Here is a 24,114-nt window from a genome sequence, read left to right as displayed (position 1 = left end):
TGCTATGCATTCAGAGATTTTTCACCTGAAAGATTTTCTACTTTTCCTTTACTATTCTGAACGTGCTCTTCTACTGAAATCGCTTCAATCTTTCCTGAGGCGTTTCTTAAAATATCTTTTGCATCTGCAGAATAATTTTCACTGGCTACTTTAGTAATATTTTTAGCCATCAATAGATAATCTTCTCCTGCATTATTAGAAATCATTCCAATCGCATTTTGCGATATATCTGCCCCAGCACTTTCAGAAATATTCATTCCAGCACTCACACTAATATTTTGAGAAGCATTAAAATTGATGTTTTGTGCATTAAGATCTATCGTATTGTTTGCAGTAATACTAATATTACCGCCAACAGTGTCCATTCTTATTTCGTTACCGTTTTTATCAGCAATTATTATGCTTTCTTCCTCAGTAAATTTTATAACGTGTCCGCTTCTAGTATGAATAGCTTTTACATTATTCTGTGCATCTGCATAACCGCTTGAATCTTGTCCGTTATATTGCGCACCAATTACGTACGGATTTTGAACATTATTACCTTCAAAGCCAATTAAAACTTCTTCTCCGATTTCAGGAACAAAATAAAATCCTTTTCCTGAACCAGAATATGGCTGTACCATTCTTATCCAATCTGTAACTGCTGTACCGCTTGCACCGTAAAACTCTACTCTTACACGTCCTAATCCTTCAGGGTCGTTATTGTCTTTTACCTGTGCAGGTTGTGTTTCTGCTTTTCCGTAAACAAATACATCTGTATAATGCGGAGCCGCTACATCTGCAGGAATTGCTTTAAACTCACAAGAATAATTTCCGTGAACCTGAGATTGGTGTACAACTTCGATAGCAATTAATTCATGCGCTACGGTTTGGTTTACTATTGTAAATACCTGTCCAAGACCAATAGGAAAATAAGAAATACCGCTGTAATACACACTGTTGGCATCACTACCCGCAGTTTCCAATTTTATCATCTCCTCTAATTCTTCTTTACTTGTCGCATTTGCAGTATAAGTTCCATTATTCAAATCAGAATTTGCTACAGTTCCCTGATTGTAACCTACAATAGCAGCAAAACTGTCTTTACTTCCAGATGAAGTTTTAGCAGCAGAATCGCGAAACGTCGCTACGTTTTTATAATCATAACCATTCAGCGAAATTTTATGCGAGCTCATATTAGCTTGTATCTTAAAGCTATGCAGTGAAGCTCCATTAATAAGCTTGGTTTGGCTATTTTTTGTTTGTCCGAACTGCATACGCATTCCGTCAAAATAAAACCATTGCCCATAACGGGTAGCAATTCTCTTTAAAAATTCAAAGCTAGTTTCGTTGTATTGCAAAAGATTACTAAATTCTTTTAAATAAGTCGATTTTATAGAATCTCTTTGATAAAATTCACCTGGCCCTTCAGCAAGAATTCCCAATACAACATCATCCATACTGCGATCTTTAAATGTCCTTGACTTTTTCATATCATCAATTACAATACTGTGGCTTACACCAGAAACGTGCAGTCCAGCCGGGCTTCCATCAAGATCAATAGAAGAAAGTTCAGTAATGATTCCTTTACTCATTAATCTAATTCCAGTAAGACTTTTAAAAGTAAAAATCACCTCATCACCAAGATAGGTTCTAAGTGCTTTTGCCTGATCTGCTGGATTAATTACTGCTTTACCTGTATATTGCCAAACAAACGAAAAATGATGATGATCGGCCATTTTTTGAGATAGCTTTAAATCATAATAAACAACGTTTTGGGTAAAACCTCCTATACTTATATGTACTTGTTCTGAAAAATGTGCCATAATTATGCGTCCTTGTTTTTAATTTGGGTTGTAAACAATTAATCTAAAGCAATCCAATTATTTGAAAATTTAGCATCTCCAAAAGTCAGTTCTTTTGCCACTAATTCCATAGTAATTCTCATTGGGATTTCGGTAGTGCTTGTAAATTGCTCATCGTAACCAACACAAAATGCTTTAGTAAACGAAAGTTCTTTCATTTTACTTAATGCATCTCTTCTATAAAAAACAATTTTGCCGTCTTTGGTTAAATCGCCATTTAACATCCAAGCCAAAAAATGACTGTTCTGACTTGCTTCAATTACCATTTTTATAACTCCGCCTTTAGCGTTTCCTGTAGGTTTGCTTGTTGTGTCAATTTCTTGTTTAAAACCAATATTAAATTCAAGAACATTATATTCTTCGCCGTCTATATGTAATTTAGATAAAAAACTCATTTGTAGATTTGTTTAGATGATTAATTTAGGAAGTGTGAAACTCCAGTTTTCCGAATAAAAACCAGATATTTCAAAATAGAAAACAAAAAAGGAAGTCCTGTTAACGGACTTCCCTTTGTTAATTAAGATTGATAAAGTCCAAAGGATTATACCCAAGCATTATCAAATTCTCCTCCACCCATCGAAATTTTACGAGCAGAAATCATAAAAGTTTCAGTTAATGGATTTTCACTGTTATGATCAAAGTTTTCTTTGTACTTAACCATGTAAGCTTCTGTAAACTTTAGCTCTTTTAAAGTAGCATTTGAATCACGTTTGATGAATTTTACTGTCCCGTCTTTTCTTTCGAAATTATTGGTCATCCACTCGAATAATTCAGTACTTCCAGTTGATTCAACCTCAATCATGATTCTTCCTCCACGAGTTACCGTAGATGGACGCCCAGAAGCATCTGTTTCTTGAGCTAGATCATAACTAACGTTTAATACTTTGTAATCTTTTCCTGCTACTGTTAATGATGTTAAAAACGACATAATGAAAAATTTTTAATTATTAATTTATTTATTTATGCTGTAAATATATAAATAAAATCCTATTATAATAACTTTTTTAATAAAACTTTATTTACAATATATAAATATCAAATTATCAAGTATTTAAAAATGTAAAAACATGAATTTTTAGCTTATTGAAATAAAAATATTACTAAAAAAAGCTATTTATAAGAGAGCGGTCCAACAAAAAAGTATCCTCTAAAGTCAAAATCTCGATTAGTACTTTTAATTGTTGCTTCAATTATGATATCAACTTTCTTTTTTGCCCTGCTCACATCATCAACAAAATACATCGTCTCCGATAATTCCACCTTAAGCTCGTTTACTTTTATTCTCTTTTCATGAAAAGTTAGAGACTGTTTCATTGTTTTTGAAATGATCTCTTTTAATGTATTTTCATTCATCAGCAAATCAAAATCGATTTCCCAGATTTTTGATCCAAAAGTTTCGTCAAACTTACACTCGCCAAATGTGGTGGTTGCCAGTAAAATGATCTGCTGCGCAATAGAATGCTCAATCGAAGTTTTTTCTAACTCCTTTTTTTGCATTACACTATTAAAATCTATTGGAAGTTTGTAAAATGCTCCTTTCATATTTTTGTTTCTTAAATATAAATCAACTTATTAGCTCGGCCTTTTTTATCTGTTTCCATTTCTTTAGAAACCTGCTTACGCTTAATAATATGCAGTTTAACCGAAGGGGTCAGTTTTAGAAATTTTTCTCTGTATAATATATCACCAATAAACCTCTGCCCTTTTTTCTCATCAACAATCACAAAGTAGCTTATTCCCTTCTCTACTTTTAATTCATTAATATCACCTGCAAAAAGCTGAATATTTTGTTCTCCTTTTTGAAAAGTATAAGTAAGTTTATCTTCATTTAATTTTCTATATCTAGAAATATCATACGTTTCCATTTCTTCTTTTAAAGGCTCGAAAGGAATATTTTCAAAAAGAAAATTATTTGGCGCTAAGAATTTCAAACCCAAAAAACTCCATAATCCTTTTTTCTTTGCCTGCTGTTTATAGAAAAAAGTATCACGAGTAACTTTGTATATTTCTCTTTCGTTTGTTTTATCATCTGTAACGATCATTTGATAAACAGGAACTTCAATTTCAGCAGGAATTTCAGTCCCCTTTAAATTTGTATTCAAATAAACTGAACCAACCTCTTGTTCTGAAATTGTAATATTGATACTATGCTTTTTTAAAGCAGAATCTGTTCTAACAATCACTTTTCCTTCTCCGCTTCCTGCATAGAAAACAGAACCGTCGTTATCTGTAAGTCCCAATGAAAGGTTCAATTCCGGAAATGGCATATCTTGATTTTTTTAGAGATTATATTTGTTTTTTATTTCAGGTTCTTTCAATCCAATTTTATTTTTTCTTTCTCACTTTATAGAGTTTTAAACAGTGCAGATAAAACCTTATGTTTTGATTATCAGTTTCTGTAGGACTAAATTCATAGTCTCTTTTAAGCGTGAAAAATTTTATTGTATTGATACTGTTTGACATTAATTTTTTAATGTCTCTTCGTGAGAGTTCAAGCGCTGCCGTTCCGTCACAGTTTACCTTGAAGGTATTTTTAAGAATATACATTTCTCCATTTTTAAAATAGAGTTCCAACGGCTGTTCTTGTTTTACACAGACATTATCTGTGAATATTTTAAAATATAAATAAATACTTCCTCTTCTTTTTCCTAATTGAAAAACAGCGTATTCATAATCTTCGTTGTAAACACGAAGTAAAATTGGTGTCGCACTTGCAAATAACTTTCCTGAAAGCAATAAATCGTTTTGCGTAATAGGGCAACTTAAAGTATCAATTTGTTTTACTTTTTGTGCTTTAATCGAATTTGTTATTGAAAACAAACCGACTAAAAGTAAAATTTTAAGTACGTTCATGAATTTGAATTATTTGGTTTGATCATTCAAAAGATCAATGATTTGTTGAAAAAGGAAACACAATTTTATGTGTTTCCTTTTTTTTATTTACTGTACAATTATTTTTGCTCGTAATCTGTATCCCATTCTGTTCCATCATCTCCTTTGTGTCCATCCATTTTGATAAGGAAGTTTTTAGCTGGGAAATATGGTTTCATGTGGATATCCATATAGATTCTGTCTTTTTGAATTGGATCTTGTTCGAATCTGCGGATTTCAAAATTCTCGATTAATTTATCTGGACCAGTGATTCCGTCAAGGAAAGCAACAATCTGATTCATAATCTCTTTACGCGTTTTAGCTGTAAAATTTTCGAAAGCACGACGATTAAGGAAATCCATTAATACTTTAGTCACATAATCAAAAACACGAACCACAGAGTAAGTCTGTAAACCTAAGTTATCTCCGCTGAATAATGTTTTAGCAGAAAAAGCCATAACTTTTCCGTACTCATTAACCATTGGAACTAAACCTAAGTTCTCAAGATTTGCGATTTCGCTTTTCTTAAGATCAAATTTCACTCCGTCTACTTCATTAATTCCTCCAAATTTCTTACCTGCAGTAACTTGAGACATTAATGTTTTGTAAATTTTTCCTGCTAATGCAGCAGAAGGCGCAACGTGTAAATCTTCGTTTTCTCCGATTTGATCAAATCTACCACGTCCAACAAGCCAGTTGCAAGTCATGATTACGTTAGAACGGTAAACATCCCCTCCTGTTAAAGAAGCAGCGTCAAACATTTCCATTACATCATCCGGTTCATCTAAATGTTCGAAATCTGTAACCAACATAACTTTATTTTCATGCGCGATTTTTGCCCATTTTTCAATTACTTTATTAGAACCTAAATATCCTGGAATTACCAAAATACCGTAGTTATTTTTAAGGTCTAAACGATCGTAGTTATCAACTAATTCTGAGTGAATTGCATCAATGAAACGTGTATTATCAAGATCTTTTAACTGATCAAGTTCAGCATTTACAATCGTAACATTTTTTACTTTATCAGATTCTGTGTTCTTGTAGAATAAAGCTAAAGTTCTGTAAGCAGCTTCAATTTCTCTTGTATCTTCAACAGCTTTCGCAAGGTTTTTTTGCAATAAAATTTCAGATTCTTTGCATTTGTCCTCACTTTGTGCCACCATGTCAGTCAAAGCTTCGTTACCGCTTAAAACTGAAGTCCAAAGCTCTAATGTTTTTAAAAGTGTTTCTCTTTCTTTTGCTTTGTTTACTTCTCCTAAAAAGATTTTTCTTCTAGCTTTTCTTTCTGGATTAAGATTTTGAACTCCTTCAATTGCCATTTCTAGCAAATCAAAACCACCGTATTTAGCTAGTTTTTCAACATTTTTTTCAATTGAAATTCCTTTAATTGCTTTAGGTTCTAATACCGCTGTATCAAGATCTCCTTTATATGCTTCTTTATTTGACATATCTAAAATATTTTACGATTCTTATTTGTTCTCTTTTAACTCATTGATCAATGCTCCAAGACTTTCTAACAAAGCTTGTTTTGCCTCTCCGTCTTCTAAAGCCGCTTTCAAAATCTTATTTGATTTTAACTGACGGATAATTTTTTGATATTGATCCTTTTCTGTCTCAAGATCAGATAAAAAATTGCTTTGTGTAGTGATTCCTTTTATACCAAAATCTCCTAAATTTTTAAAGTTTAAAGCTTCAACTTTAGTTGCACCGTCAGCAGTTTCAAAATTTACTTTTACTTCTGGTTTGAAGTGTTCAAATGCCTTTTCGATACTTGTAATTCCTTCAACCAATTCTGGTTTTACAGGAGCATCTACTGTTAATTTTTGAGCAACAAGTGTTCTGTTTTGAGGGATTGCAGTGATCGCTTCATCTGCATCTATTTTTACTTCATTACCTCCAATTCCATAGTTTGACAACATAATTTCAAATTTTTTAAATGATTAGTTTATTTAATTTCTTTATTCTTGTTCTTAATTATTGATTTTGATAAACCTGACGGCATACATCTAAATCCCTGCTTACTTTTTCTAATTCTTCCTTATAAGTTTTAGCCGATTGGTTCAAACTGTCTATTAAATGAGAGTTATGCGTAAGACTTCTGATTTGTTTCTTGTAATCAATAATATTCTTGTAGGCCAGAATAACATTGTTATATAATTTTTTATTCTCAGTAGTATCTTTTGGCACTTTCTGATAAATATTTGCAATCATAACATTTGCCAGACGCTGCTGAAAATCATTGTCTACTTTTGGCGAATTGATCGAATCGACTGTCATTCTAATACTGTCAATTTTAACAGAAAAATTAGTTTGATAATCATATTCTCTTTTCATCATTTCATTCTCTGCTTTCAGCATTTTATTTTCTGCTACCGGCATGTAAAAGTTGAACGAAACTGCAAGCAGCATAACGCAAAAAGTTAGGATAAAGGCAATTAAAAAAGCGATAAAAGCTTTCTGGCGTTCTTGTTTATTTAATACTTCCATAATTTATATTACTATTTTACTTTTTAATCTTTGATAAAGAAACCGTGACGTTTTGGGTTATGAACAATATCTTTTTTATCTGTTTCAGCCACAAACAATTCGATGTTTTCTTTCTTCTTACCGATGTAATCCAGTTTGTTTAATGTTTCGAATAATTTCTCTATTCTTGCCAAAGCATTCATTACCAATGAAGCTGTTTTATCGATGTGTACGTGATCGTAACCTGCATTAATAAGCGTGGTAAACATGATCTCCAAATCTCCTTGCGAAATATCACACCACTCGGCAAAATAATTCAACAACTCTTCTTTTCCTGCTCCCGATTTTGAATCGATGAAATTCTTCATCACTCTAGCAAACGACACTACTGTCCCTAACATTGAAGCTGGATGTTGGTGCAGCGAAAACCAGCGAAATTGTGTTAGTGTGTTTCCTAAAAAATATCCTGTATTGTCTGCTAACTGCATTACGGTTTGCGACAAAACTCCTGTTTGCTGTGCTCGATTAATTTTTTGAGAAATCTGAACGGCATAAATTTCAATCTGACCAAACGAACGGGCAATCTGTGCCTGCATGTCAACCAACTTAGGATGACAAGCCACTGTTACGGATGGCGGAATATAATCTTCATCCAAAACTGTTGTGTCTCCAATAAGCACTTTACCAATTGCCAGATAAAAACCTCCATAACCAATTCCTGAGCGGAATTCTTCAGCTTTAATTAAATGCAATTTGTATTCTGGTTGTGTGTACGGATATCTTGGCGGAACCTCATCTGGATCCGGTTCTCCAAAAGGAATCCTCTTCTTAGAATTAACCGATATACAGGCTAATAAAACCAATTGTTCTCCGTCTTTAATTTCATAAGTATCTTCCGGATATGGAACCTGAAGATCTAATGTATCGGTATTGCTTTTACTGATTTCGATTCTTGAACCGTTTGGCGTGATAGCGTGGCACTCCTCTACACGAACGCGAAGCAGTTTGTGATTATCGATACCTAAAGTAATTTTTGTAGTTTCTTTATTTTGGTTTCCTGAATCCAACAATCCATAACTTATAGGTGTGGTATGAATACCAATCGCATCATTTACCAGTTCAGAAACGTTATCCTGAATAGATAAAAAATGACTCTTATTTATCTTCATCCCATCAATCCAGTTTACGGGAAAATGACTTAATTTTTCTATCATAATTCTATGTTTTTTATTTGAAATGAGAATGTTTTGTTTTCTCTGTCTTTAGTTTCTAGTTAGTTTTTGCTATCATAAAATCTTATCACGATCAATAATAACAAGGCTTTTCGGGTTAAATAGATCCAATTGCGCGCACTGATTCTAATTTTAAACTTTGCTCTTGGATTTATATTTTAGTTTTAAAAAAGTATAAAGTTGTATCGGATACTTAATTAAAAGTTACTTAAATCATCTATTTTTCATTATCTCCAAACTGTTCAATAACGCTATCAAAATTGAACTCTTTAAGAGATACTTCAATTTGTTTAGTGTTTTTTTCTTCTCCAGTCGGTAGACTTTTAAAATATGTAACTGAGTTAGAGACCCAATCTTCCCCCTTTTTATAAAATTCTACATCAATTGAATTCTGTCCACTTATGATCGTTAATGGCAAACCTTTGGTTTTGATATGATTAATTTTCACATTACAATTATCAAAACATCTTTCAAAGATTAAATTCTCTTTTTTGTCTTGTAATGATATGCAATTATCATCCTCTACTAACAGGACATTTCCATCGGTAAGAGTAATTGAATCATTGACAGAATCACCTACGTCATCGCTAGAGATACAATCATCATTTGTGTCTTTTATTTTTTTTATTTTGTCAGCACTAAGCTCATTCACATAATATCGAACAATAATTGGCAAATCATTATATTTAATTTCGCATTTGGCGAGACCTTTTTCTTTATCTACAAATAAAAATTTATAATATGATTTTTCCGTTTTGTCTATAAACAATGATACTCCAGTTTCATCTTCTTTTGTGTGATCAATCTTTTCTTTCGTACTTTCCATTATACCATTTTCAAAGATTGAATCATTGATGATTTTTATATCTTCTCCTTTATATCCGCAATCAATTATCAAAAATTCATTACCTCTTTTTTGTACCTCCACCCATGTACCTTTATAATCTTCTTTACTATCCTGAGAGTTACACGATAACAATACACTTAATAGTGATAGACCAAAAACTATTTTTTTCATATTATTCTATTTTATTATATCTCCTCTAACAAAAACATTCCGTTTTTTTGCTAATTGGGCTTTTTCAATAAGTCAAGGAATCTATGCTTCATTTAAAAACTCATAACCTTTTATTGTATAATTATTTCTTATCGATTATTGAACCTTTATCATCAATAACATAAGACTTAAAAAACACTTTCTTTTCAGTTGTGTTTTTCCTTTTGTATAAACTGATTATATAATCTTTTGAAATATTAAACTGGGTAATAGATTCTCCATCCATTAATCCAATTTCTAAAGAAGAAATTACTTTATTACCACTAAGAACTACTAAATCATACGATTCTATATCTGAATCAGTGTTACATAAAATCATAGGTTGGTAATCTTTAATTTTTGGGAGATACATATAATCACTTGGGTGAAAATTATTACCAAAGATCTTAGCAATTGCATCTTCTTCTCTAAAAAAATATTTTGGATAATTATTATTGCATTTTATACTATCATAGGGATTTACACATGCCTTATAATATTCATCAAATTCTATAGGCAAATTTGAATATTTAATTTTTTCATTAGAAAGATCTTTTTTAACTTCTTTTTTTTCTATTTGGCATAAACTAAAAATATCATTTTTTGATAAGATATTTATATCGAACTCTACTTTGATTGGATTATCTGGGTCTGCACTTGTATTGTATAATTTACTATCATTAACATTTAATACCAACCTAGCGATTGTGCTTTCAACTATTTGCTTAACCTTTGGTTTTTCAGATACATTATTTTCGATGTACACCTGAATAGTTATATTATCGCCTTCAATCCTATCTATTTTAGTTAAGAAGTCTTTTTGTCCTCTTAAATCTAATTTACTTGATTTAACAATTTGGTAAATAATAACCTCACATGTGTTTTTCACATTCTCAGTTGATGTATTCCCGAACGAGTTATTTGACTTTTCTAATTTGGAATCTTTACAGCTTATTAAAATCAGCGATATTATTATAAATATTTTTTTCATTGTGTTTGTGTATTATAAATTCCCTCAGCTAACAAAAAAATTGTGCTTTTGCTAGCTGTGGCTTTTCTTTTCAATATGTCAAGAAACCTTGTTATATATCAATATTTGATTTAAACTTTTAGCCTATAATCTCTTTCAAGATTACTTACTTTGTAGATTTTCTAAAAATGTTGGGCTAACATTTTCTAGTTTTACAATACCAAAATCTTTTTTAAACCATTTTTTACTTGGAATATTCTCGTCAGGATTATTTTTACTTGTATACTCAATACTATATTGATGAAGATAAAATACTTTATTTTCATATTTAAAGGTTAAATATTCATACGTAGAATAATCGCTATTGTTCCCGTGTTGCTCTATTGTAAAAAAATTATTTTTAAAGACTATCTTTTCAAATGCAGAATATGGAGAGTTCTTTTTAGATAGTCTTACTATATTTTGTGTCTCAACTTTATATTGTCCTCCAGCTATGACTAAAAAACCATAATTAAAATAACCCTCTTCTTCATTAGAAATAATTGGATCATATAAAACTATTTTCAGTTTTTCCGTTGGGGTCGGACTAAAATTCCAAGAATCAATTTCCTTTACCTTTTTACTTATTCTTACAGAATCATATCGTAATTTTATTTTACTTTCTTCAATACATGTATCGGAAGACTTTATCTCTAAATGTTTATCCTTAATTAAATCAATACTGAATTTTTTAAAAGATTCTTGTGCATCGGGCAAAAGATTCTCTAAAACATTTTCATTTTTGCCTTCAGGTTGTATTTTTATTATATTATTTGAAGTATCATATTTAAAAATATAAACTTCATAATATGTGTCAGATACTTTTTCATTTAAATACATCTCAACCTTGAACTTGACTTTTATTGTAGGAGCATCTGACTGAATACTTTCTGCTGTATAAGTCATCGCACATCCTGATCCACAACTTATAACAAAAGACTTATTCATGGTATTCTTTGTTTCCTCTGTGGCAGATGGAATTTTAGAGTTGTCAACCTTAAGAGTATTCTTCAAATTCCTAGAATCTTGTTTTGAAGTATTCTCTCTGCATCCTATAATTAAGATCGCTAAGGCACCCAATACCAGATTTTTATTTATTTTCATTTTTTTATTGATTCATTAACTTCTAATTTCATTTCTTTTGCTTGAGAATTGTATACACTAAAGCTTTACAATAAAAAACAGTTACAAATAGCATTTGTAAAATTTTCATGATTTTTTATTTTAAAATTCCCTCAGCTAACAAAAGCAAAAAACTCTTGCTAGCTGGGGCTTTTCTTTTCAATATGTCAAGGAGCTTAAAACATTTATAATTTAATTTTTTAATATTTTTCCTAATTCATTTATTTTGTAATCAATCACCGTCTCTGATTTAACTTTTCCTTTTACCTGCTCTATTGTTTTCACTTGAATGATATAATTTCTGTCAATACTAAAATTGGTCAATTCTACATTTTCAGGATTTTCAGGATCATATAATTCACCTTCAACATATAAGTTTGAAACAACACTATTATCTTTTATCGTCAATAAGAAAAATCTGTATGAATTATCTCCACAATCGAGAGGAACCATTATAAGATTAACACTTTTAAATTGAGGCAAAACAATAAATCTCAATGTTTTACCATCACAAGAAAAATCCTCAAGCCCTCTAACTTTACTTATTTCCATTTCCTTATATGATACTTTTTTAATGTCAATTTTCTCATTATAAGGCAATTGTATATTCGTTGTTTTAATATCAATATTAATTGTTTCAGACACATTCTTACGATCTTCATTTGGAGTGAAACAGTAATAGCCTTTATCATAAAAAAACAAATGATTATCCACAATAAACATATTATTAAATGGGAATAGGCATCCTTTATCTGCAAGATCACCGTAAATATTAGCTATCTCAATTATATCATTTCTGAAATTAAAATTATAATCTTTTGCAAGCTGCTCTTTATTCAGATCACCATTTTTTACACTTTTAAAATATTCGGCAAATGTGCTTTTTCTTTGTAATATTTCTCCACTACAAATTAGTTTATCCCCATTACTAACTTTAATAGAATCCTTACTAATAGAAATTCGAATATCTTTATATGTACTATTATTATTTTGAGAAGAAAAAAACCAAGTTTTGTATTGTGAATTTTCTTTACTACCAATATTTTCTACTGTACTTTTTTTCTTTTCAGAAGTTTCGTTTAAAGTTTCGTTTTTTTTACAACTAATAAAAAAACTAACTAAAAATAAAAGCAAAAAACCATTAATGTTTCGAATCATAATTTTTGTTTTAATTCCCTCAGCTAACAAAAGCAAAAAACTCTTGCTAGCTGGGGCTTTTCTTTTCAATATGTCAAGGAACCTTTTATAATTTGATTTTTATTATTTATTTTTTTTAATCTCGTATTCCTTATTTCCAGGATTAATAAAATATATAGGGTTTCCAGAAATATAAAAATAATCGCCTCTCTTTTCTAAAAATATTATACCCATTTCATCTTCATATGTCTTATTGTATACTACCTTAATTTTATTATCACTTATTTTTTCCCCTCTCACATTTAAGTAGTTTTCCTTACTACCATCATCATTGATATTTATTGCTATATTATCAATTGATTTAATGTTAATATCGAAGCTAGTTTTTGCATTATCCCTGTTAACTGCTTCAAAATGGTAGCTTCCTATGAAAGACTTGTCTAGAGAAACATCATCACTTTCAAATATTTTTTTCCATTCTTCACCTTTTTTAGAAGCAACATCTTTTAAGGAATTACCCCTTCGATCTGTCAAATTTTTATCAGCTCCACCATCCAACAATAATTTAACTAAATTTAAATTTCCATTTTCTGTAGCAACGAGAAGAGGTGTCAATGAATAATCTGTTTCTGCAAGTTTTACCCCATTAACATCAGCACCGTTTCTTAATAACTCTTTGACAGTTTCAATATCATTTAATTTACAAGCTAAAACTAAGGGAGTTAAACCTTCCTCGTCATAAACTTGATTAATCTCAGATTTTTTATTTAATAATAATTTGACAATTTTTAAATTCTTATTTTCAATTGCTACATACAAAGCATCATATTCATATATATCATTTTTTTTTGCTATACGAATATCTGCCCCATTAGAGATTAAATCTTCAACTTTTTTAAGATTGTTATTTTTACAATTCAATCCTAATTTGGTATACTCAAAACCATCAACATTTTCAATGTAAGCATTAATGTCGCTGTTCTTGGAATCTTGTTCACTTGCCACATTATTATCTGTGGATATTATAGTATCTGCGCTGTGACTATCTTTACATGATGTTAGTAATGAAATAGTAACCAACAACATTACAATGTATTTCGTTTTCATTTTTGATTTTATGTTATTTTAATTTCTACGTGAATAGCGGGCTCATTTGAATCATAACTTATTTTAGGGTTTGCTGTAACATTATTTAAAGGATGAATAATTTTCGTTACCGCATCATCTTTAATCAATTCTCTAATTAAATCTCTTGGATTTTTAACTCCTCTGGTAAAAGATATATCGATAATATTATTTTTATTATAAACTTCAATTGGTACGCAATGTCTCGATACTCTAGAATCGTTTTTCGCAAGTTCTTTTATCTTATCGTCCATAAGGGTAATAATAGATTCTTTCGATTTATCATCTTTTTTTCCATCATTAAATACTTTAACAACTTCTCTCCCCGCACTTGCATATCTAATATGTTTTCCATTGTTTTCATTTTCATACATAATTTCAGCTTGTTTTCTAGTTGACCTTATTGTACTAGTGATGATTACTTCATCATTTGAAGAATTGGTTGCTGCTTTTTCTAACAATTTTATAGTAAATTCGCTGACAACTTTTTTTCTTTCCTCTGTCAATCCAGAATCAAAAAATACAATCTTGCTTTTATTGTTATTCTCTTTTTGAGATTTTGTTCCATTACAATTAAATTCTTTTTCTTTGTATTTTTTACCTTCATTATAAACTTCAGTTATTGCTTCATCAAATTCCCAAATATGAGAAGCTCCTTCTCTTCCTTCATAATAACAACGTTTACCATTTCTATCAATCCAAAATTCGTCTTTTTCTCTTTTAAATAAAGGATTATTATCATAGGCGCTTGTGGAACTATCATAAACAACATATTGTTTTTCAGAGGCATGTTTTGTTGCTTCAGGATAATTAACTGCTAAATAAAGTGCCACCTTGCTCTTTAACAAATTCTTGAACTGTTTTTGTTCGAAATACTTTTGAACATAAAACAATTGTTTTTCTGGAGAAAGAGACATTAAATGAGTTCTTGTTGTCCCAACACTACTAGCTGCTGCTTTACCAAATTGAATTAAACCAACATATTTGTATTTGTGACTCTCATGTTGACTACCTTTAAAAGTGCCTATTTTAGCACTAAATTTATTAATGGTTTCGAGTGCCATTACAGCCATTAACCAATTTGCTCCTTCGTATTTTTCTTGAGGTAAACCAAGGTTTTTTGCAATTTCAACTACTTTATGTCTGAAATCACAACTAACTTTACTTCCCCAAATCAAATCATACTCTTTACAACTACAAGTTTCTTTTTCATCATCTTTTCCATCAGGTGTAAAAAGTTTCACAACACTATTTAGCATTTCACTTGGGCTTGGCAATATATCAGGCACGGCTTTAAGCAGAGATTCCCCCCAATCAAATAATGAACCACTTGAAGTTTCATTTACTTTCTTTTCTTCTTTTTTGGATGGTCCTTTTTTAGCAGCAGGTGCAGTAGATTTTGGTGCTGGTTTCTGCTGAGAAACTGGCGCTGGTAAAGCTTTGTTAGCTGCCGTTTTATTATCGTTAGGATTAATTACATTAATGTTGTTACTGCTTTTGGTTTCCTGTCTAAAAACCTCTGCAGTAACATAATATTCATGTGTTTTACCTTCACTTTTATCTCCTGCAGCAAGTTTTGCATCTGCTATTTTTGCAAAATCTGGTGCAAGTCTAAACTTAACTTCAGCAATACCATTAGATACTCGTTCTGTTTTTGTTATTGCTTTATTGCTTTTATTTATTTCATTATGTCCTTTACCTGGAGCATCATCTTCCCATAAAGTAACATGCACAGTACAATTGTCAAGATTTAAACAATGCACTTTTGCTAATACCGTTTGGCTGTAACCAAAAGGTTTAGTCTGTAAATTTCCTAATGCATCACACAGTTCTACTTTTACTATTTTACGCTCAATAGTATCATGAGGTTTAATATCTAGTGTCGCTTTTTCTTCACCTAGACGAGCAACTATACGAATTCCTCTTCTTTTTAAACTTATTTCGGTAAAAGTATAGTTGGCTGTAGGTCCTGTTTTGTTATTTTTTTCTTTTAGAATCCATTTTCCAGATTCTAATATATATATAGACCATTTAACCTCTTCCATAAAAGGGTTGCTTCCAAAAGGATTTGTTTGCCCAGGCAATACACCTACTGGTAAATTTGAAGTACCTATTTTATAAATTACTTCTTTTCCTATCTCTGGATTTGGTGTTCCAATTATTTTAAAATTTGACATATTCTATATATTAATTATCAAATAACATCGTTATCATCCAAACTTGCTTGAAATTGCCCCATATCTACCAAAGGATTCAACTGATTGCTTACTTGCGGTTTGGCGTTCTTGGCATTTTGTTTTCCTGGTTCTGCTTTCTGGCCATGTTTATCCACTTCTATACAATCTGGACCTCCAATAGGACAGGTTCCTTTACTATCTTCTACTAAAATCTTCCCTTGATTACTTAATGTTACTTTTTCATAAAAGGCGCTCCACTTTGTAATTGTAGCCTGACATGGCAAATAATCACCACTTCCGTTAGGTTGCATTTTACATTTGCCAAATGTGTTTTTTTCTAATGTCTGTCCAATTTCTTTGTCGGTAGCAATGAGTTTTTTTTCAGCATCTTTATCATTAGCATAATGCTTCTCCTGCGATTTTACTTTTAATACATCTGTTTTAGGTTCTACACTAAATTTACATTTTAGCGTAGCTCCTTGAACTACTATATGTTTCTCACTCATTGCCTTATCATTTTTGAATACTACAATCTCTTTACTACTCCGTTCTATTTTTGAAATCTAGTTCTCTTCTTTTTTAATAGATTCAATTTGTATAATCACTTTTATTGCTTCATCATACTCTATATTGCATTCTAAATTCACTTTTTCAATACAATAAGTATCTTCATCTAAAAAATAAGAAGCTTTATAATTTCCTTCCCAAGGATCAAATCCAAAACTTGCTTCAGTTCCGTCATCTACAAAATGACCTATTTGCTCCACCTTTATAAGATTAGATTCATCCAAAAGAGGATTAATCTTCTGCTCCACTTCAAACTTGGATTCTTCATCTTTTTCTAATGGAAAGAAAACCTCATTCTTGAATGAAAAATTGGCTGTATAACCAACATGAATTCCGTTAAAAAAAGTTCTTAAAAAATAATCTGAAGCCAAAAGCTTAAATAATGAATCTGAACTTTCTAATGCATAATCTGTATGCTCAATATAATTTTCGACAACCTCTCCTTCATAATAATCTAGAATCGCCTCCTTAGTATCTTTCCAACGATTTTCAATTTCATCAAAATTGTAAACAGCAATCCATTTTCCCGTGTCATCAACCACAATTTTTAATGGATACAGCACTTCCGCAGTTTTTGCAGCCAATTCATCCATCATAGTATCTGGCACTTCATTGTTTACCTTAATAGCATCTCTATTTATCTCAAACAGATGAAAACTATTTTTATCCGTTGCTAGCCATTTTACGCTAGCTTCCATTTCTAAAGTATCAACTTGATCTCCAAAGACAGTTGCATATTGAACTTTATAATCTTTATTAATTCTGTCTGCAACAAAAGGCAATATATGATTACTCGCTAAGCTTACTTTTTGAGCCTTTTTCTCTTCTTTTTCTTTTCGTTCTTCAATATATTTTTCTGGTGCCAGAATCAAAAACTTAGAATAGCTTTTGAAATCTGCTTCTATTAAATCTGGAATCTCACAATACATATTATGATACCATCTAAGCTCGTCAGCCTCTACGCCAAGATCTTGAGCTACACTTATAAGTGTGTCTCCTTTTTGGATCTTATAAGTACGGAACTTATTGTATGGCGATTCTTCAGGTTTGTCTTCGTAATACATATTATCTCAGCAACATTAAGCTTCAACCTCTTTTTCTTTCTTTTCAACCTTAGGTTCAAACATAAAACCTTGATCTTTCTCTTCTTTTTTGGTTTGAGCAACTTCTCTTACCTTTTGTCTTTTACAGATAATTACTGAGTTTTCAGTAATACCATTCATCCCTAAAGTATATTTTGCGTCTACATATTTTGCAGTCTGGTACCATTTAGGCTGTAAAAAGAATACCCAATTACAGTTTTCTCCATTATGCTTTAAATCAATTTTACTGTCAGCATTATGTTCGTTGTATCCTTTAACAGTATGATAAAAAAGAGCGCCAAAATCAATTCTAACTGGACCTTTTGATCTTATCGAGGTATATTTTGTGTCACTTTCTTTTTTCTGAATTAATAATGTTATCAACAATAAATCCTTCATTTGAACGTTTTCTATTTCAGGAAAAGGATTTTTTCTTTCTGGTATTTTCCAAGTAACATACTCTTTAGGAGGAATTTGCATCATATAATTAAATACTGCATAAACTCCTGGTGGCACAATAAATACCAAGAAATGAGAGCACATTAAAAAAGTTAATGCGATTCCGTTTAATGCTGTGTAAATAATTACAAAGAGTACACTTGAATAAAGTGTTACCAATAAAGAAAACAACAATTCTATGCCAACAGATCCTTTTTTATTGAATTCGTTAAAGTACCATCTATAGAGGTAAACATTAAGGATTCCAAATAAAAGCGAGGCTATTTGATAGAATCGAAATTCGTCTGATAACTCTGTAAATAATTTGTTATACCCTAAAAAACCAACAAGGGCATATATCAATACAAATGAAAAAACATAGATGTAAAATTTTCTTTTATACTGTACAGCAAATTCTTTTATTTTATCTCTGAATACCATTGTAAGTATAAAACTTACTGCTATAATCACTACTAAAAATACGATAAGCCTAATGTCAATAAGGGCTAATAAATGCTTTTTTACCATTACTAAATTCGTGTTGTGTACCCTAACACAGGTTCTTTACTAAAATTAAACTCTTCCGTTTCTTCATTAATCAATAAAACTGTTTTTACTTCTACTTCCATTGGAAAAAAATGTTCGCAAAAACAATCTATAAATATTTTTATGTCACCGTTTTTAAGATAATGCTGATAGGGTTTATTAACTATTGGCCCTATTTTTATGGTCAAATTCATAGAATAATCCATGTAATTTTTTCCAGTAATAAAATCAACTCCTAATCTGTTTTCACCTAACTTAATCTGTTCTGTCTCTTCACTGTATTCCTTTGAAGTTGTTATTGTATAAGTAACTTTTTCTTCAATAATACTCGACAAACAATGACAAGCTAGATCTATATCTCCCACTATTTTATAAGCGTATGGCAAAAGCTGAATAAACTTTGAAACTAAAATTTCTGGGTAAATGTGTGATAGTCCCCAAAAATCATAGAAAAAATCTAATGGCTTAGTTCCGTTCAGCTGATATAAAAAATTTCTTTCAACGCTTTCAATCTTTGTACGATAATGAAAAATCTCATTTTCAAAAGGAGTAAAAAACACACGTGCTTCCGCTTCTTGCTTTTTCTGGTGTTTATGCTCCCTAATCATCTGTTTTACAGATTTATCAGCGTTATTTTCAGTCAAACTATGAACAAAACCCTCAGGAAGAGCATCATACATACTATCTCTCGAAAGTCTTATATTAAGATATTCCTGCTTGTCGTAATTATCATCTTGAATTCCAGCTCCAAGAATATCGCTTCTGTACGCTCGTGAAAACTGCCCATGGTTAGAAATCGTGATTTCATCTTGCGCCACAGCTTTATTTTCAAGAAGTTCATTAGCAATAACTTCTGCTCTTATATCATAGGAAATACTTTCTATTTCGTATGCAAGATCCTCAAGACTTTTTTTACTTTTTCTTTCCATCTTCGTTGATTCGTCCTGCGCCTATATATCGTAACTGAAAGTATTCATCATTGAAATTATATATTGCCAAACCTTTATCTGTGCAAGCCAGAATTCGGTCATTATGCAGATACAAGCCAACATCAGATATTGGATGATCTTTGTCGTATCTAAAGAAAACCAGATCGCCTTCTGCAAGAAAACTTCTTCCTGTAAAAATCTGGATTGATTTAGATTTCCACATTCCAGCAGGATCTTTAGGAAGGGTAACTTTATAAACATCACTGTATAGAGACTGCAAGAAATATGAACAATCAATTCCTTTTTTGGAGAAACTTTTCTCTTTATACGGTGTGTTAAGCCACGGATCTATGTATGAATATAATTTGTAGTTGGTTATTTTATTTGGCATTACAGCCAGAATAATAGAATATTTTTCTTTGAGAGCAAGTACTTCGTCGCTTAAATTCTCTGAATTATCATTGACAACAGTTTTGTTCTTTAAACCTGTTTCTTTCATCTGAGACTGCTTCTTTAACAAATCCAAAGAATAATCGTATTTGAAAGGAATCTGAGAAATATATTTTTGAGCATGGCATTCTGTAAATAAATGCATCATAAGAATCATTATAACAATCTGCCTCATAAAAAATAACAATTAGTACTCTTTTTAAATAATAAAAAATTAATTTTTTCCCAAAATGGGTCTTTTTTTTAAATTTTAGCAACATCAAAAAACAAACTTTCTCCTCATTTTTCTTTTTTTAAGCTTGAGAAAATTCTCATTTTTGAGCATAACTCGTTTATTATGAATTTATTTACATTTCCAAACGAGGTGCGTACAAACCTAACAAAATATTTTGTAAGAATACAAAACTTTTTTGTAAAATTTATAGTATAAAATATAAGTTTTTTAAAATAATTAAAACTACATTTGCTTCCGTTTTTTGTTAAAATTATCTTACATAGTAAAATATTCAAATTTTAAAAATGAATCAAAAAAATATCGATATCAGGATTGTGTTTTTTTTCGCCATTCTGTTATTAGCTGGAATCATTGCTTTTATAGTTCAATTTTTTAATCATGTGGATTGTGAAGATGCAAAATTTTATATCTTTTCAGATTATTCGCAATCCGAAGAATCTATAGAGTTTTATGATAAAACTCCTAATGCTAAATCATGGGTTTGGGACTTTGGAGACGGATCAGAAAAAGATGTCAGAAAACACACTTTTCATATTTATAAAAAACCTGGCAAATACTATGTTACATTAACAATAAACGGAGGTTGCACGCATACTAAAGAAATCGTCATAAAGGATAAATATGCTGCTGATAAAAGAGGCACGCCAAAAATTATTGTACCTAAAACCATAACTGTTGGACAGCCCGCATATTTTAAATCAATCTCAGAAGATGCCAAGACTTGGGAATGGGCATTTGGAGAAAATAAGGGCATAGATGAGACTTCTTCAAACCCTGTTTACAACTTTATCACTCCAGGTGAAAAGACCATTACACTGGTTATAAATGGGGATTTCAGTCGCGTAGCAAAAAAGATTATTTATGTACATCCAAGAGTTATTAAGAAAACTAATCCGTTGGATGTCAGCTCTTACGAGTTTGAAAAGAAAGCAGAAGCTTTTGCTCTTCCGCGCGGTCCTGTAAAAAAAGATCCTTTGGAAGAAATGCTTCAGTATGTGCCAGTTGCTCCTAAAACAAAAACGACAAAAGACAGCATCGCAACTATCAAAAAAGCACCTAAAATGTCTGAAGATCAGTTTGAAATTTTATTTAAAAAAGTTGCAGAAGGTAGTAAGGTAAAAGATGATTTTGCCGAGTTTATGTGTGATGATCTTGATATTCCTGTCGTAAAAAACGATGAAGATTTAGTGACTTTTTCTCAACTATGCGCCTCTGTAAAAGGAAAGAAAATTAAAATTGAATCAATACGCTTAAACAAAGACAAACAAACTAACTGCATTAAAGGATTAAATATCAGCTATAAAGTAAAAAAGTATCTGATATGGTCTAAAGATTAAATTGGGTATGGAAGAAGAAAAAAATATTTTCAGTATAGAACTGTTAAGCGCATTAGAAATTGCTAAGAAAATTGCTAAAACCAATTCAAACAAATATTACTCAGCGCCTCATTTGCTAAAAGCGATTTTGAACAGAGATTTGTCTCTTTTGAAACGACTTGAAGCTATGGGGAAAGATGTATATTATCTTGATGAATGGGCAGAAGTGCGAATTGAAGAAGAACCAAAAACCAACAATGTCCTTGATGCTGAACCAAGCGATCTCATCGACGAAATTATAAAAGAAGCTGAATCTGTTCGAATAGCATTAAATGAGGATGAAATTAGCCTTTATGCGGTTATAATTGCCATTAGTTCGCCAGGAGTAGGTTTCAATTTCGACCAAATGAAATCTTACCCTATTTCCAGAAATGAATTACTGGAAGATCAAGTTGTTATACCTCAAAATGATGGCGCGGTTAAGCAAGAAGTAAAAAAAGGCTTTTTAGGCAAATACTGCATTCATAAAAATCTTGAAAAGAATAAAAAAAGAATCCCAGCGATAGGTCGTGAAGCGGAATTGAATACCATAAAGGAAATTTTATGCCGTTTCTCTAAACCTAATGTATTGCTAATTGGTGATCGCGGTATTGGAAAAACTATTTTAATTGATGCTCTGGTTGAAAATGTCATTAGTAATAAAATTCCAGATGTATTAAACAAAGTGCAATTATTTGAGCTTGATTTATCTTCTTTAATTGCTGGCGCTTCGTATAAAGGAGAAATTGAAGATCGCTTAAAAAACTGTATTCAGGAGTTAAAACAGTTCCCAAAAGCTATTTTGATTATCGAAGAAATACATACGCTTTTAGATAAAAATGGTGGCGATTCTGGAGTTTCAAATGTTTTAAAAGGTGAACTAGCAAAAGGTTTAAACATTATTGCAACTTCAACAATTGACGAATATTCAAAAAGGATTGAAAAAGAGCAAGGACTTTCTGGCATGTTCGAAATTGTGAAACTAGAAGAATCTGATGATGAAACGTTGTTTCGAATGATCCGCGAATCAATAAAAACATATCAAGAACATCATAAAATACAAATTGATGATGAAACGATTTCTGAATCTATTCGTTTATCTAAAAGATATTTAAAAGAAAAAAGTCTGCCAGAATCTGCTATCAATCTGATAGATCATACGATGTCTGTTCTAAAAACTTCTGGTGAAACTTTTTTAAAAGAAAAACCTGCGCTTATTAATAAACTTGAAGTATTAAAACAAAACGAAGCAGGTTTATCAGAAGAACAATTAATCAAAGAATGCAATTGGTTTTTAACTGATTTAGCAAACAAAACCACTTTTTTAATGATTGCTGACGAAGATAACAATCAAAAAACATTTGAATCTTCTGACTCTATCATTAATCATATTGAAAATCTTTTAGAAATAATCGAAAAAAGAGCTTTGGACAAACGTGTTCATATTGAAGCATTTGATTTATCTCTTATAATTGCTCAAAAAACGGGAATTCCAGCAGGTAAGTTAAATGAAGAAGAAAAAAACAAACTTAATACAATTGAAGATGTTTTAGGTAAAAGAGTTATCGGACAAGATCATTGTATTGCAACGGTTGCAGGTTCTATTTTAGAATCACGATCAGGTTTAAGCAAAGCAGGTCAGCCAATTGCGTCATTTTTCTTCCTTGGTCCAACTGGAACTGGAAAAACAGAATTAGCCAAAAGTTTGGCAGAATTTCTTTTTCAAGATGAAAATGCAATCATCAGATTTGATATGTCTGAATTTAAAGAAGAACATTCTGCAGCTTTACTTTATGGTGCGCCTCCAGGATATGTGGGCTACGAAGAAGGCGGTTTGTTAGTCAATAAAATAAGGCAAAAGCCCTACTCTATTGTTTTATTTGATGAAATTGAAAAAGCGCACCCATCCGTTTTTGATGTTTTCTTGCAAGTTATGGACGAAGGTAAACTTCACGATCGTTTAGGAAAAGAAGGTGATTTTTCGAATGCAATTATACTTTTTACATCAAATATTGGTGCAGATCATATTGTGGAAACCTTTAACAGCGGTCAAATTCCGAGTTCCACTTCTTTAATGGAAATTATGGCAAATTATTTCAGACCTGAGTTTTTAGGAAGGTTAACCGAAATAGTACCTTTTGCTCCACTTAATATCCAAAATGCCCTTAAAATATTCGAAATTCATCTTAAAAAAGAATTTACAGACTTATTGAAAAACATCAATATAGAAGTAGAAATTCCGATTGAGACTAAAACTTACCTTGCCGAAAACGGATTTAATGCTAAATATGGTGCAAGACCAATTAAAAGCATTATTAGAAGTCATTTAAGAAGACCTTTGGCAAAGAAATTAATTTCTGGAGAAGTTAAAGATGGCGATATCGTTACGGTAATTATTGAGAACAACGAAGTCAAATGGATTAAAGAAGAAGTTGTTTCAGTTGAAAATTAATTAAAACATCAATCATAAAAAAAAACGCTAAGATTAAT

The 24,114-nt window shown here is 31.0% G+C and carries 23 protein-coding genes; 2 read left to right on the top strand and 21 right to left on the bottom strand.

Annotated elements, in window-relative coordinates; translation table 11 throughout:
• Positions 1–2 precede the first annotated feature (2 nt).
• From ACE01P_RS08030 to ACE01P_RS07930, 21 genes are all read right to left on the bottom strand, one after another.
• Positions 3–1,805: a type VI secretion system Vgr family protein gene (locus ACE01P_RS08030; protein ID WP_379696038.1), complete on the bottom strand. Its 1,803-nt coding sequence runs from the start codon at positions 1,803–1,805 to the stop codon at positions 3–5.
• 38 nt (positions 1,806–1,843) lie between these two features.
• Entirely contained in the window at positions 1,844–2,239 is a 396-nt protein-coding gene (gene tssD / locus ACE01P_RS08025; RefSeq protein WP_379696036.1) for a type VI secretion system tube protein TssD, read from the bottom strand.
• A 146-nt stretch (positions 2,240–2,385) separates the two neighbouring features.
• Positions 2,386–2,772: a type VI secretion system tube protein TssD gene (gene tssD / locus ACE01P_RS08020; RefSeq protein ID WP_379696034.1), complete on the bottom strand. Its 387-nt coding sequence runs from the start codon at positions 2,770–2,772 to the stop codon at positions 2,386–2,388.
• A 182-nt stretch (positions 2,773–2,954) separates the two neighbouring features.
• Entirely contained in the window at positions 2,955–3,386 is a 432-nt protein-coding gene (locus ACE01P_RS08015) for a GPW/gp25 family protein (RefSeq protein ID WP_379696032.1), read from the bottom strand.
• Positions 3,387–3,397: 11 nt separating this feature from the next.
• Positions 3,398–4,111: a hypothetical protein gene (locus ACE01P_RS08010; RefSeq protein WP_379696030.1), complete on the bottom strand. Its 714-nt coding sequence runs from the start codon at positions 4,109–4,111 to the stop codon at positions 3,398–3,400.
• Between the two features lie 58 nt (positions 4,112–4,169).
• A complete protein-coding gene (locus ACE01P_RS08005) occupies positions 4,170–4,697 on the bottom strand; it encodes a hypothetical protein (protein WP_379696028.1) in 528 nt (175 codons plus the stop codon).
• A gap of 98 nt (positions 4,698–4,795) precedes the next feature.
• A complete protein-coding gene (locus ACE01P_RS08000) occupies positions 4,796–6,166 on the bottom strand; it encodes a DUF5458 family protein (RefSeq protein WP_379696026.1) in 1,371 nt (456 codons plus the stop codon).
• 21 nt (positions 6,167–6,187) lie between these two features.
• Positions 6,188–6,637 (bottom strand): hypothetical protein, encoded by a 450-nt coding sequence (locus tag ACE01P_RS07995; protein ID WP_379696024.1) that lies wholly within the window; start codon positions 6,635–6,637, stop codon positions 6,188–6,190.
• 55 nt (positions 6,638–6,692) lie between these two features.
• Entirely contained in the window at positions 6,693–7,205 is a 513-nt protein-coding gene (gene tssO / locus ACE01P_RS07990; protein WP_379696022.1) for a type VI secretion system TssO, read from the bottom strand.
• A gap of 23 nt (positions 7,206–7,228) precedes the next feature.
• Positions 7,229–8,398, bottom strand: coding sequence for a hypothetical protein (locus ACE01P_RS07985; protein ID WP_379696020.1), 1,170 nt, complete (start codon positions 8,396–8,398; stop codon positions 7,229–7,231).
• A 235-nt stretch (positions 8,399–8,633) separates the two neighbouring features.
• On the bottom strand, positions 8,634–9,434 hold the full coding sequence (locus ACE01P_RS07980; RefSeq protein ID WP_379696018.1) for a hypothetical protein: 801 nt from the start codon (positions 9,432–9,434) through the stop codon (positions 8,634–8,636).
• Between the two features lie 121 nt (positions 9,435–9,555).
• Entirely contained in the window at positions 9,556–10,443 is an 888-nt protein-coding gene (locus tag ACE01P_RS07975) for a hypothetical protein (protein ID WP_379696016.1), read from the bottom strand.
• A 141-nt stretch (positions 10,444–10,584) separates the two neighbouring features.
• Complete coding sequence (locus ACE01P_RS07970; RefSeq protein ID WP_379696014.1) at positions 10,585–11,565, bottom strand: hypothetical protein; 981 nt, start codon at positions 11,563–11,565, stop codon at positions 10,585–10,587.
• A gap of 210 nt (positions 11,566–11,775) precedes the next feature.
• Entirely contained in the window at positions 11,776–12,810 is a 1,035-nt protein-coding gene (locus tag ACE01P_RS07965; RefSeq protein WP_379696012.1) for a hypothetical protein, read from the bottom strand.
• Between the two features lie 33 nt (positions 12,811–12,843).
• Entirely contained in the window at positions 12,844–13,827 is a 984-nt protein-coding gene (locus ACE01P_RS07960) for an ankyrin repeat domain-containing protein (RefSeq protein ID WP_379696010.1), read from the bottom strand.
• A gap of 8 nt (positions 13,828–13,835) precedes the next feature.
• The gene (locus ACE01P_RS07955) at positions 13,836–16,022 is read right to left on the bottom strand and encodes a hypothetical protein (protein ID WP_379696008.1); all 2,187 of its coding nucleotides are present in this window, start codon (positions 16,020–16,022) and stop codon (positions 13,836–13,838) included.
• 17 nt (positions 16,023–16,039) lie between these two features.
• Positions 16,040–16,528, bottom strand: coding sequence for a DUF4280 domain-containing protein (locus tag ACE01P_RS07950; RefSeq protein ID WP_379696006.1), 489 nt, complete (start codon positions 16,526–16,528; stop codon positions 16,040–16,042).
• Between the two features lie 57 nt (positions 16,529–16,585).
• Positions 16,586–17,653 carry a peptidoglycan-binding protein LysM gene (locus ACE01P_RS07945; RefSeq protein ID WP_379696004.1) on the bottom strand — a complete coding sequence of 356 codons (1,068 nt, stop codon included), beginning with the start codon at positions 17,651–17,653 and terminating at the stop codon, positions 16,586–16,588.
• Positions 17,654–17,668: 15 nt separating this feature from the next.
• Positions 17,669–18,637: a TssN family type VI secretion system protein gene (locus tag ACE01P_RS07940; protein ID WP_379696002.1), complete on the bottom strand. Its 969-nt coding sequence runs from the start codon at positions 18,635–18,637 to the stop codon at positions 17,669–17,671.
• Positions 18,638–18,639: 2 nt separating this feature from the next.
• Positions 18,640–19,584, bottom strand: a complete 945-nt coding sequence (locus ACE01P_RS07935; protein ID WP_379696000.1) for a type VI secretion system baseplate subunit TssG — start codon at positions 19,582–19,584, stop codon at positions 18,640–18,642.
• Entirely contained in the window at positions 19,568–20,209 is a 642-nt protein-coding gene (locus tag ACE01P_RS07930) for a C40 family peptidase (RefSeq protein WP_379695998.1), read from the bottom strand. Before ACE01P_RS07930 ends, ACE01P_RS07935 begins: the two co-directional genes overlap by 17 nt.
• 344 nt (positions 20,210–20,553) lie before the next feature.
• Here ACE01P_RS07930 and ACE01P_RS07925 point away from each other — a divergent pair, with 344 nt between their 5' ends.
• Positions 20,554–21,606 carry a PKD domain-containing protein gene (locus ACE01P_RS07925; RefSeq protein ID WP_379695996.1) on the top strand — a complete coding sequence of 351 codons (1,053 nt, stop codon included), beginning with the start codon at positions 20,554–20,556 and terminating at the stop codon, positions 21,604–21,606.
• A gap of 7 nt (positions 21,607–21,613) precedes the next feature.
• Entirely contained in the window at positions 21,614–24,076 is a 2,463-nt protein-coding gene (locus ACE01P_RS07920; RefSeq protein WP_379695994.1) for an AAA family ATPase, read from the top strand.
• The last annotated feature ends 38 nt before the right edge of the window (positions 24,077–24,114 follow it).

It is taken from the genome of Flavobacterium sp. HJSW_4 (assembly GCF_042436695.1).
Classification (GTDB): domain Bacteria; phylum Bacteroidota; class Bacteroidia; order Flavobacteriales; family Flavobacteriaceae; genus Flavobacterium.
Note: the sequence above shows the minus strand (reverse complement) of the source record. Positions and strands in the feature narration are given on the sequence as shown.

Excerpts from the sequence above, each read along its gene's own strand:
- ACE01P_RS07970 (WP_379696014.1), bottom strand. The coding sequence starts at position 11,565 with ATGAAAATAAATAAAAATCTGGTATTGGGTGCCTTAGCGATCTTAATT.
- ACE01P_RS07935 (WP_379696000.1), bottom strand. The coding sequence starts at position 19,584 with ATGGAAAGAAAAAGTAAAAAAAGTCTTGAGGATCTTGCATACGAAATA.
- ACE01P_RS07955 (WP_379696008.1), bottom strand. The coding sequence starts at position 16,022 with ATGTCAAATTTTAAAATAATTGGAACACCAAATCCAGAGATAGGAAAA.
- ACE01P_RS07975 (WP_379696016.1), bottom strand. The coding sequence starts at position 10,443 with ATGAAAAAAATATTTATAATAATATCGCTGATTTTAATAAGCTGTAAA.
- ACE01P_RS08015 (WP_379696032.1), bottom strand. The coding sequence starts at position 3,386 with ATGAAAGGAGCATTTTACAAACTTCCAATAGATTTTAATAGTGTAATG.
- ACE01P_RS07945 (WP_379696004.1), bottom strand. The coding sequence starts at position 17,653 with ATGTATTACGAAGACAAACCTGAAGAATCGCCATACAATAAGTTCCGT.
- ACE01P_RS08005 (WP_379696028.1), bottom strand. The coding sequence starts at position 4,697 with ATGAACGTACTTAAAATTTTACTTTTAGTCGGTTTGTTTTCAATAACA.
- ACE01P_RS07925 (WP_379695996.1), top strand. The coding sequence starts at position 20,554 with ATGAATCAAAAAAATATCGATATCAGGATTGTGTTTTTTTTCGCCATT.
- tssD (WP_379696034.1), bottom strand. The coding sequence starts at position 2,772 with ATGTCGTTTTTAACATCATTAACAGTAGCAGGAAAAGATTACAAAGTA.
- tssD (WP_379696036.1), bottom strand. The coding sequence starts at position 2,239 with ATGAGTTTTTTATCTAAATTACATATAGACGGCGAAGAATATAATGTT.
- tssO (WP_379696022.1), bottom strand. The coding sequence starts at position 7,205 with ATGGAAGTATTAAATAAACAAGAACGCCAGAAAGCTTTTATCGCTTTT.
- ACE01P_RS07960 (WP_379696010.1), bottom strand. The coding sequence starts at position 13,827 with ATGAAAACGAAATACATTGTAATGTTGTTGGTTACTATTTCATTACTA.
- ACE01P_RS07930 (WP_379695998.1), bottom strand. The coding sequence starts at position 20,209 with ATGAGGCAGATTGTTATAATGATTCTTATGATGCATTTATTTACAGAA.
- ACE01P_RS07950 (WP_379696006.1), bottom strand. The coding sequence starts at position 16,528 with ATGAGTGAGAAACATATAGTAGTTCAAGGAGCTACGCTAAAATGTAAA.
- ACE01P_RS08000 (WP_379696026.1), bottom strand. The coding sequence starts at position 6,166 with ATGTCAAATAAAGAAGCATATAAAGGAGATCTTGATACAGCGGTATTA.
- ACE01P_RS08030 (WP_379696038.1), bottom strand. The coding sequence starts at position 1,805 with ATGGCACATTTTTCAGAACAAGTACATATAAGTATAGGAGGTTTTACC.
- ACE01P_RS07985 (WP_379696020.1), bottom strand. The coding sequence starts at position 8,398 with ATGATAGAAAAATTAAGTCATTTTCCCGTAAACTGGATTGATGGGATG.
- ACE01P_RS07920 (WP_379695994.1), top strand. The coding sequence starts at position 21,614 with ATGGAAGAAGAAAAAAATATTTTCAGTATAGAACTGTTAAGCGCATTA.
- ACE01P_RS07995 (WP_379696024.1), bottom strand. The coding sequence starts at position 6,637 with ATGTTGTCAAACTATGGAATTGGAGGTAATGAAGTAAAAATAGATGCA.
- ACE01P_RS07940 (WP_379696002.1), bottom strand. The coding sequence starts at position 18,637 with ATGGTAAAAAAGCATTTATTAGCCCTTATTGACATTAGGCTTATCGTA.
- ACE01P_RS08010 (WP_379696030.1), bottom strand. The coding sequence starts at position 4,111 with ATGCCATTTCCGGAATTGAACCTTTCATTGGGACTTACAGATAACGAC.
- ACE01P_RS07980 (WP_379696018.1), bottom strand. The coding sequence starts at position 9,434 with ATGAAAAAAATAGTTTTTGGTCTATCACTATTAAGTGTATTGTTATCG.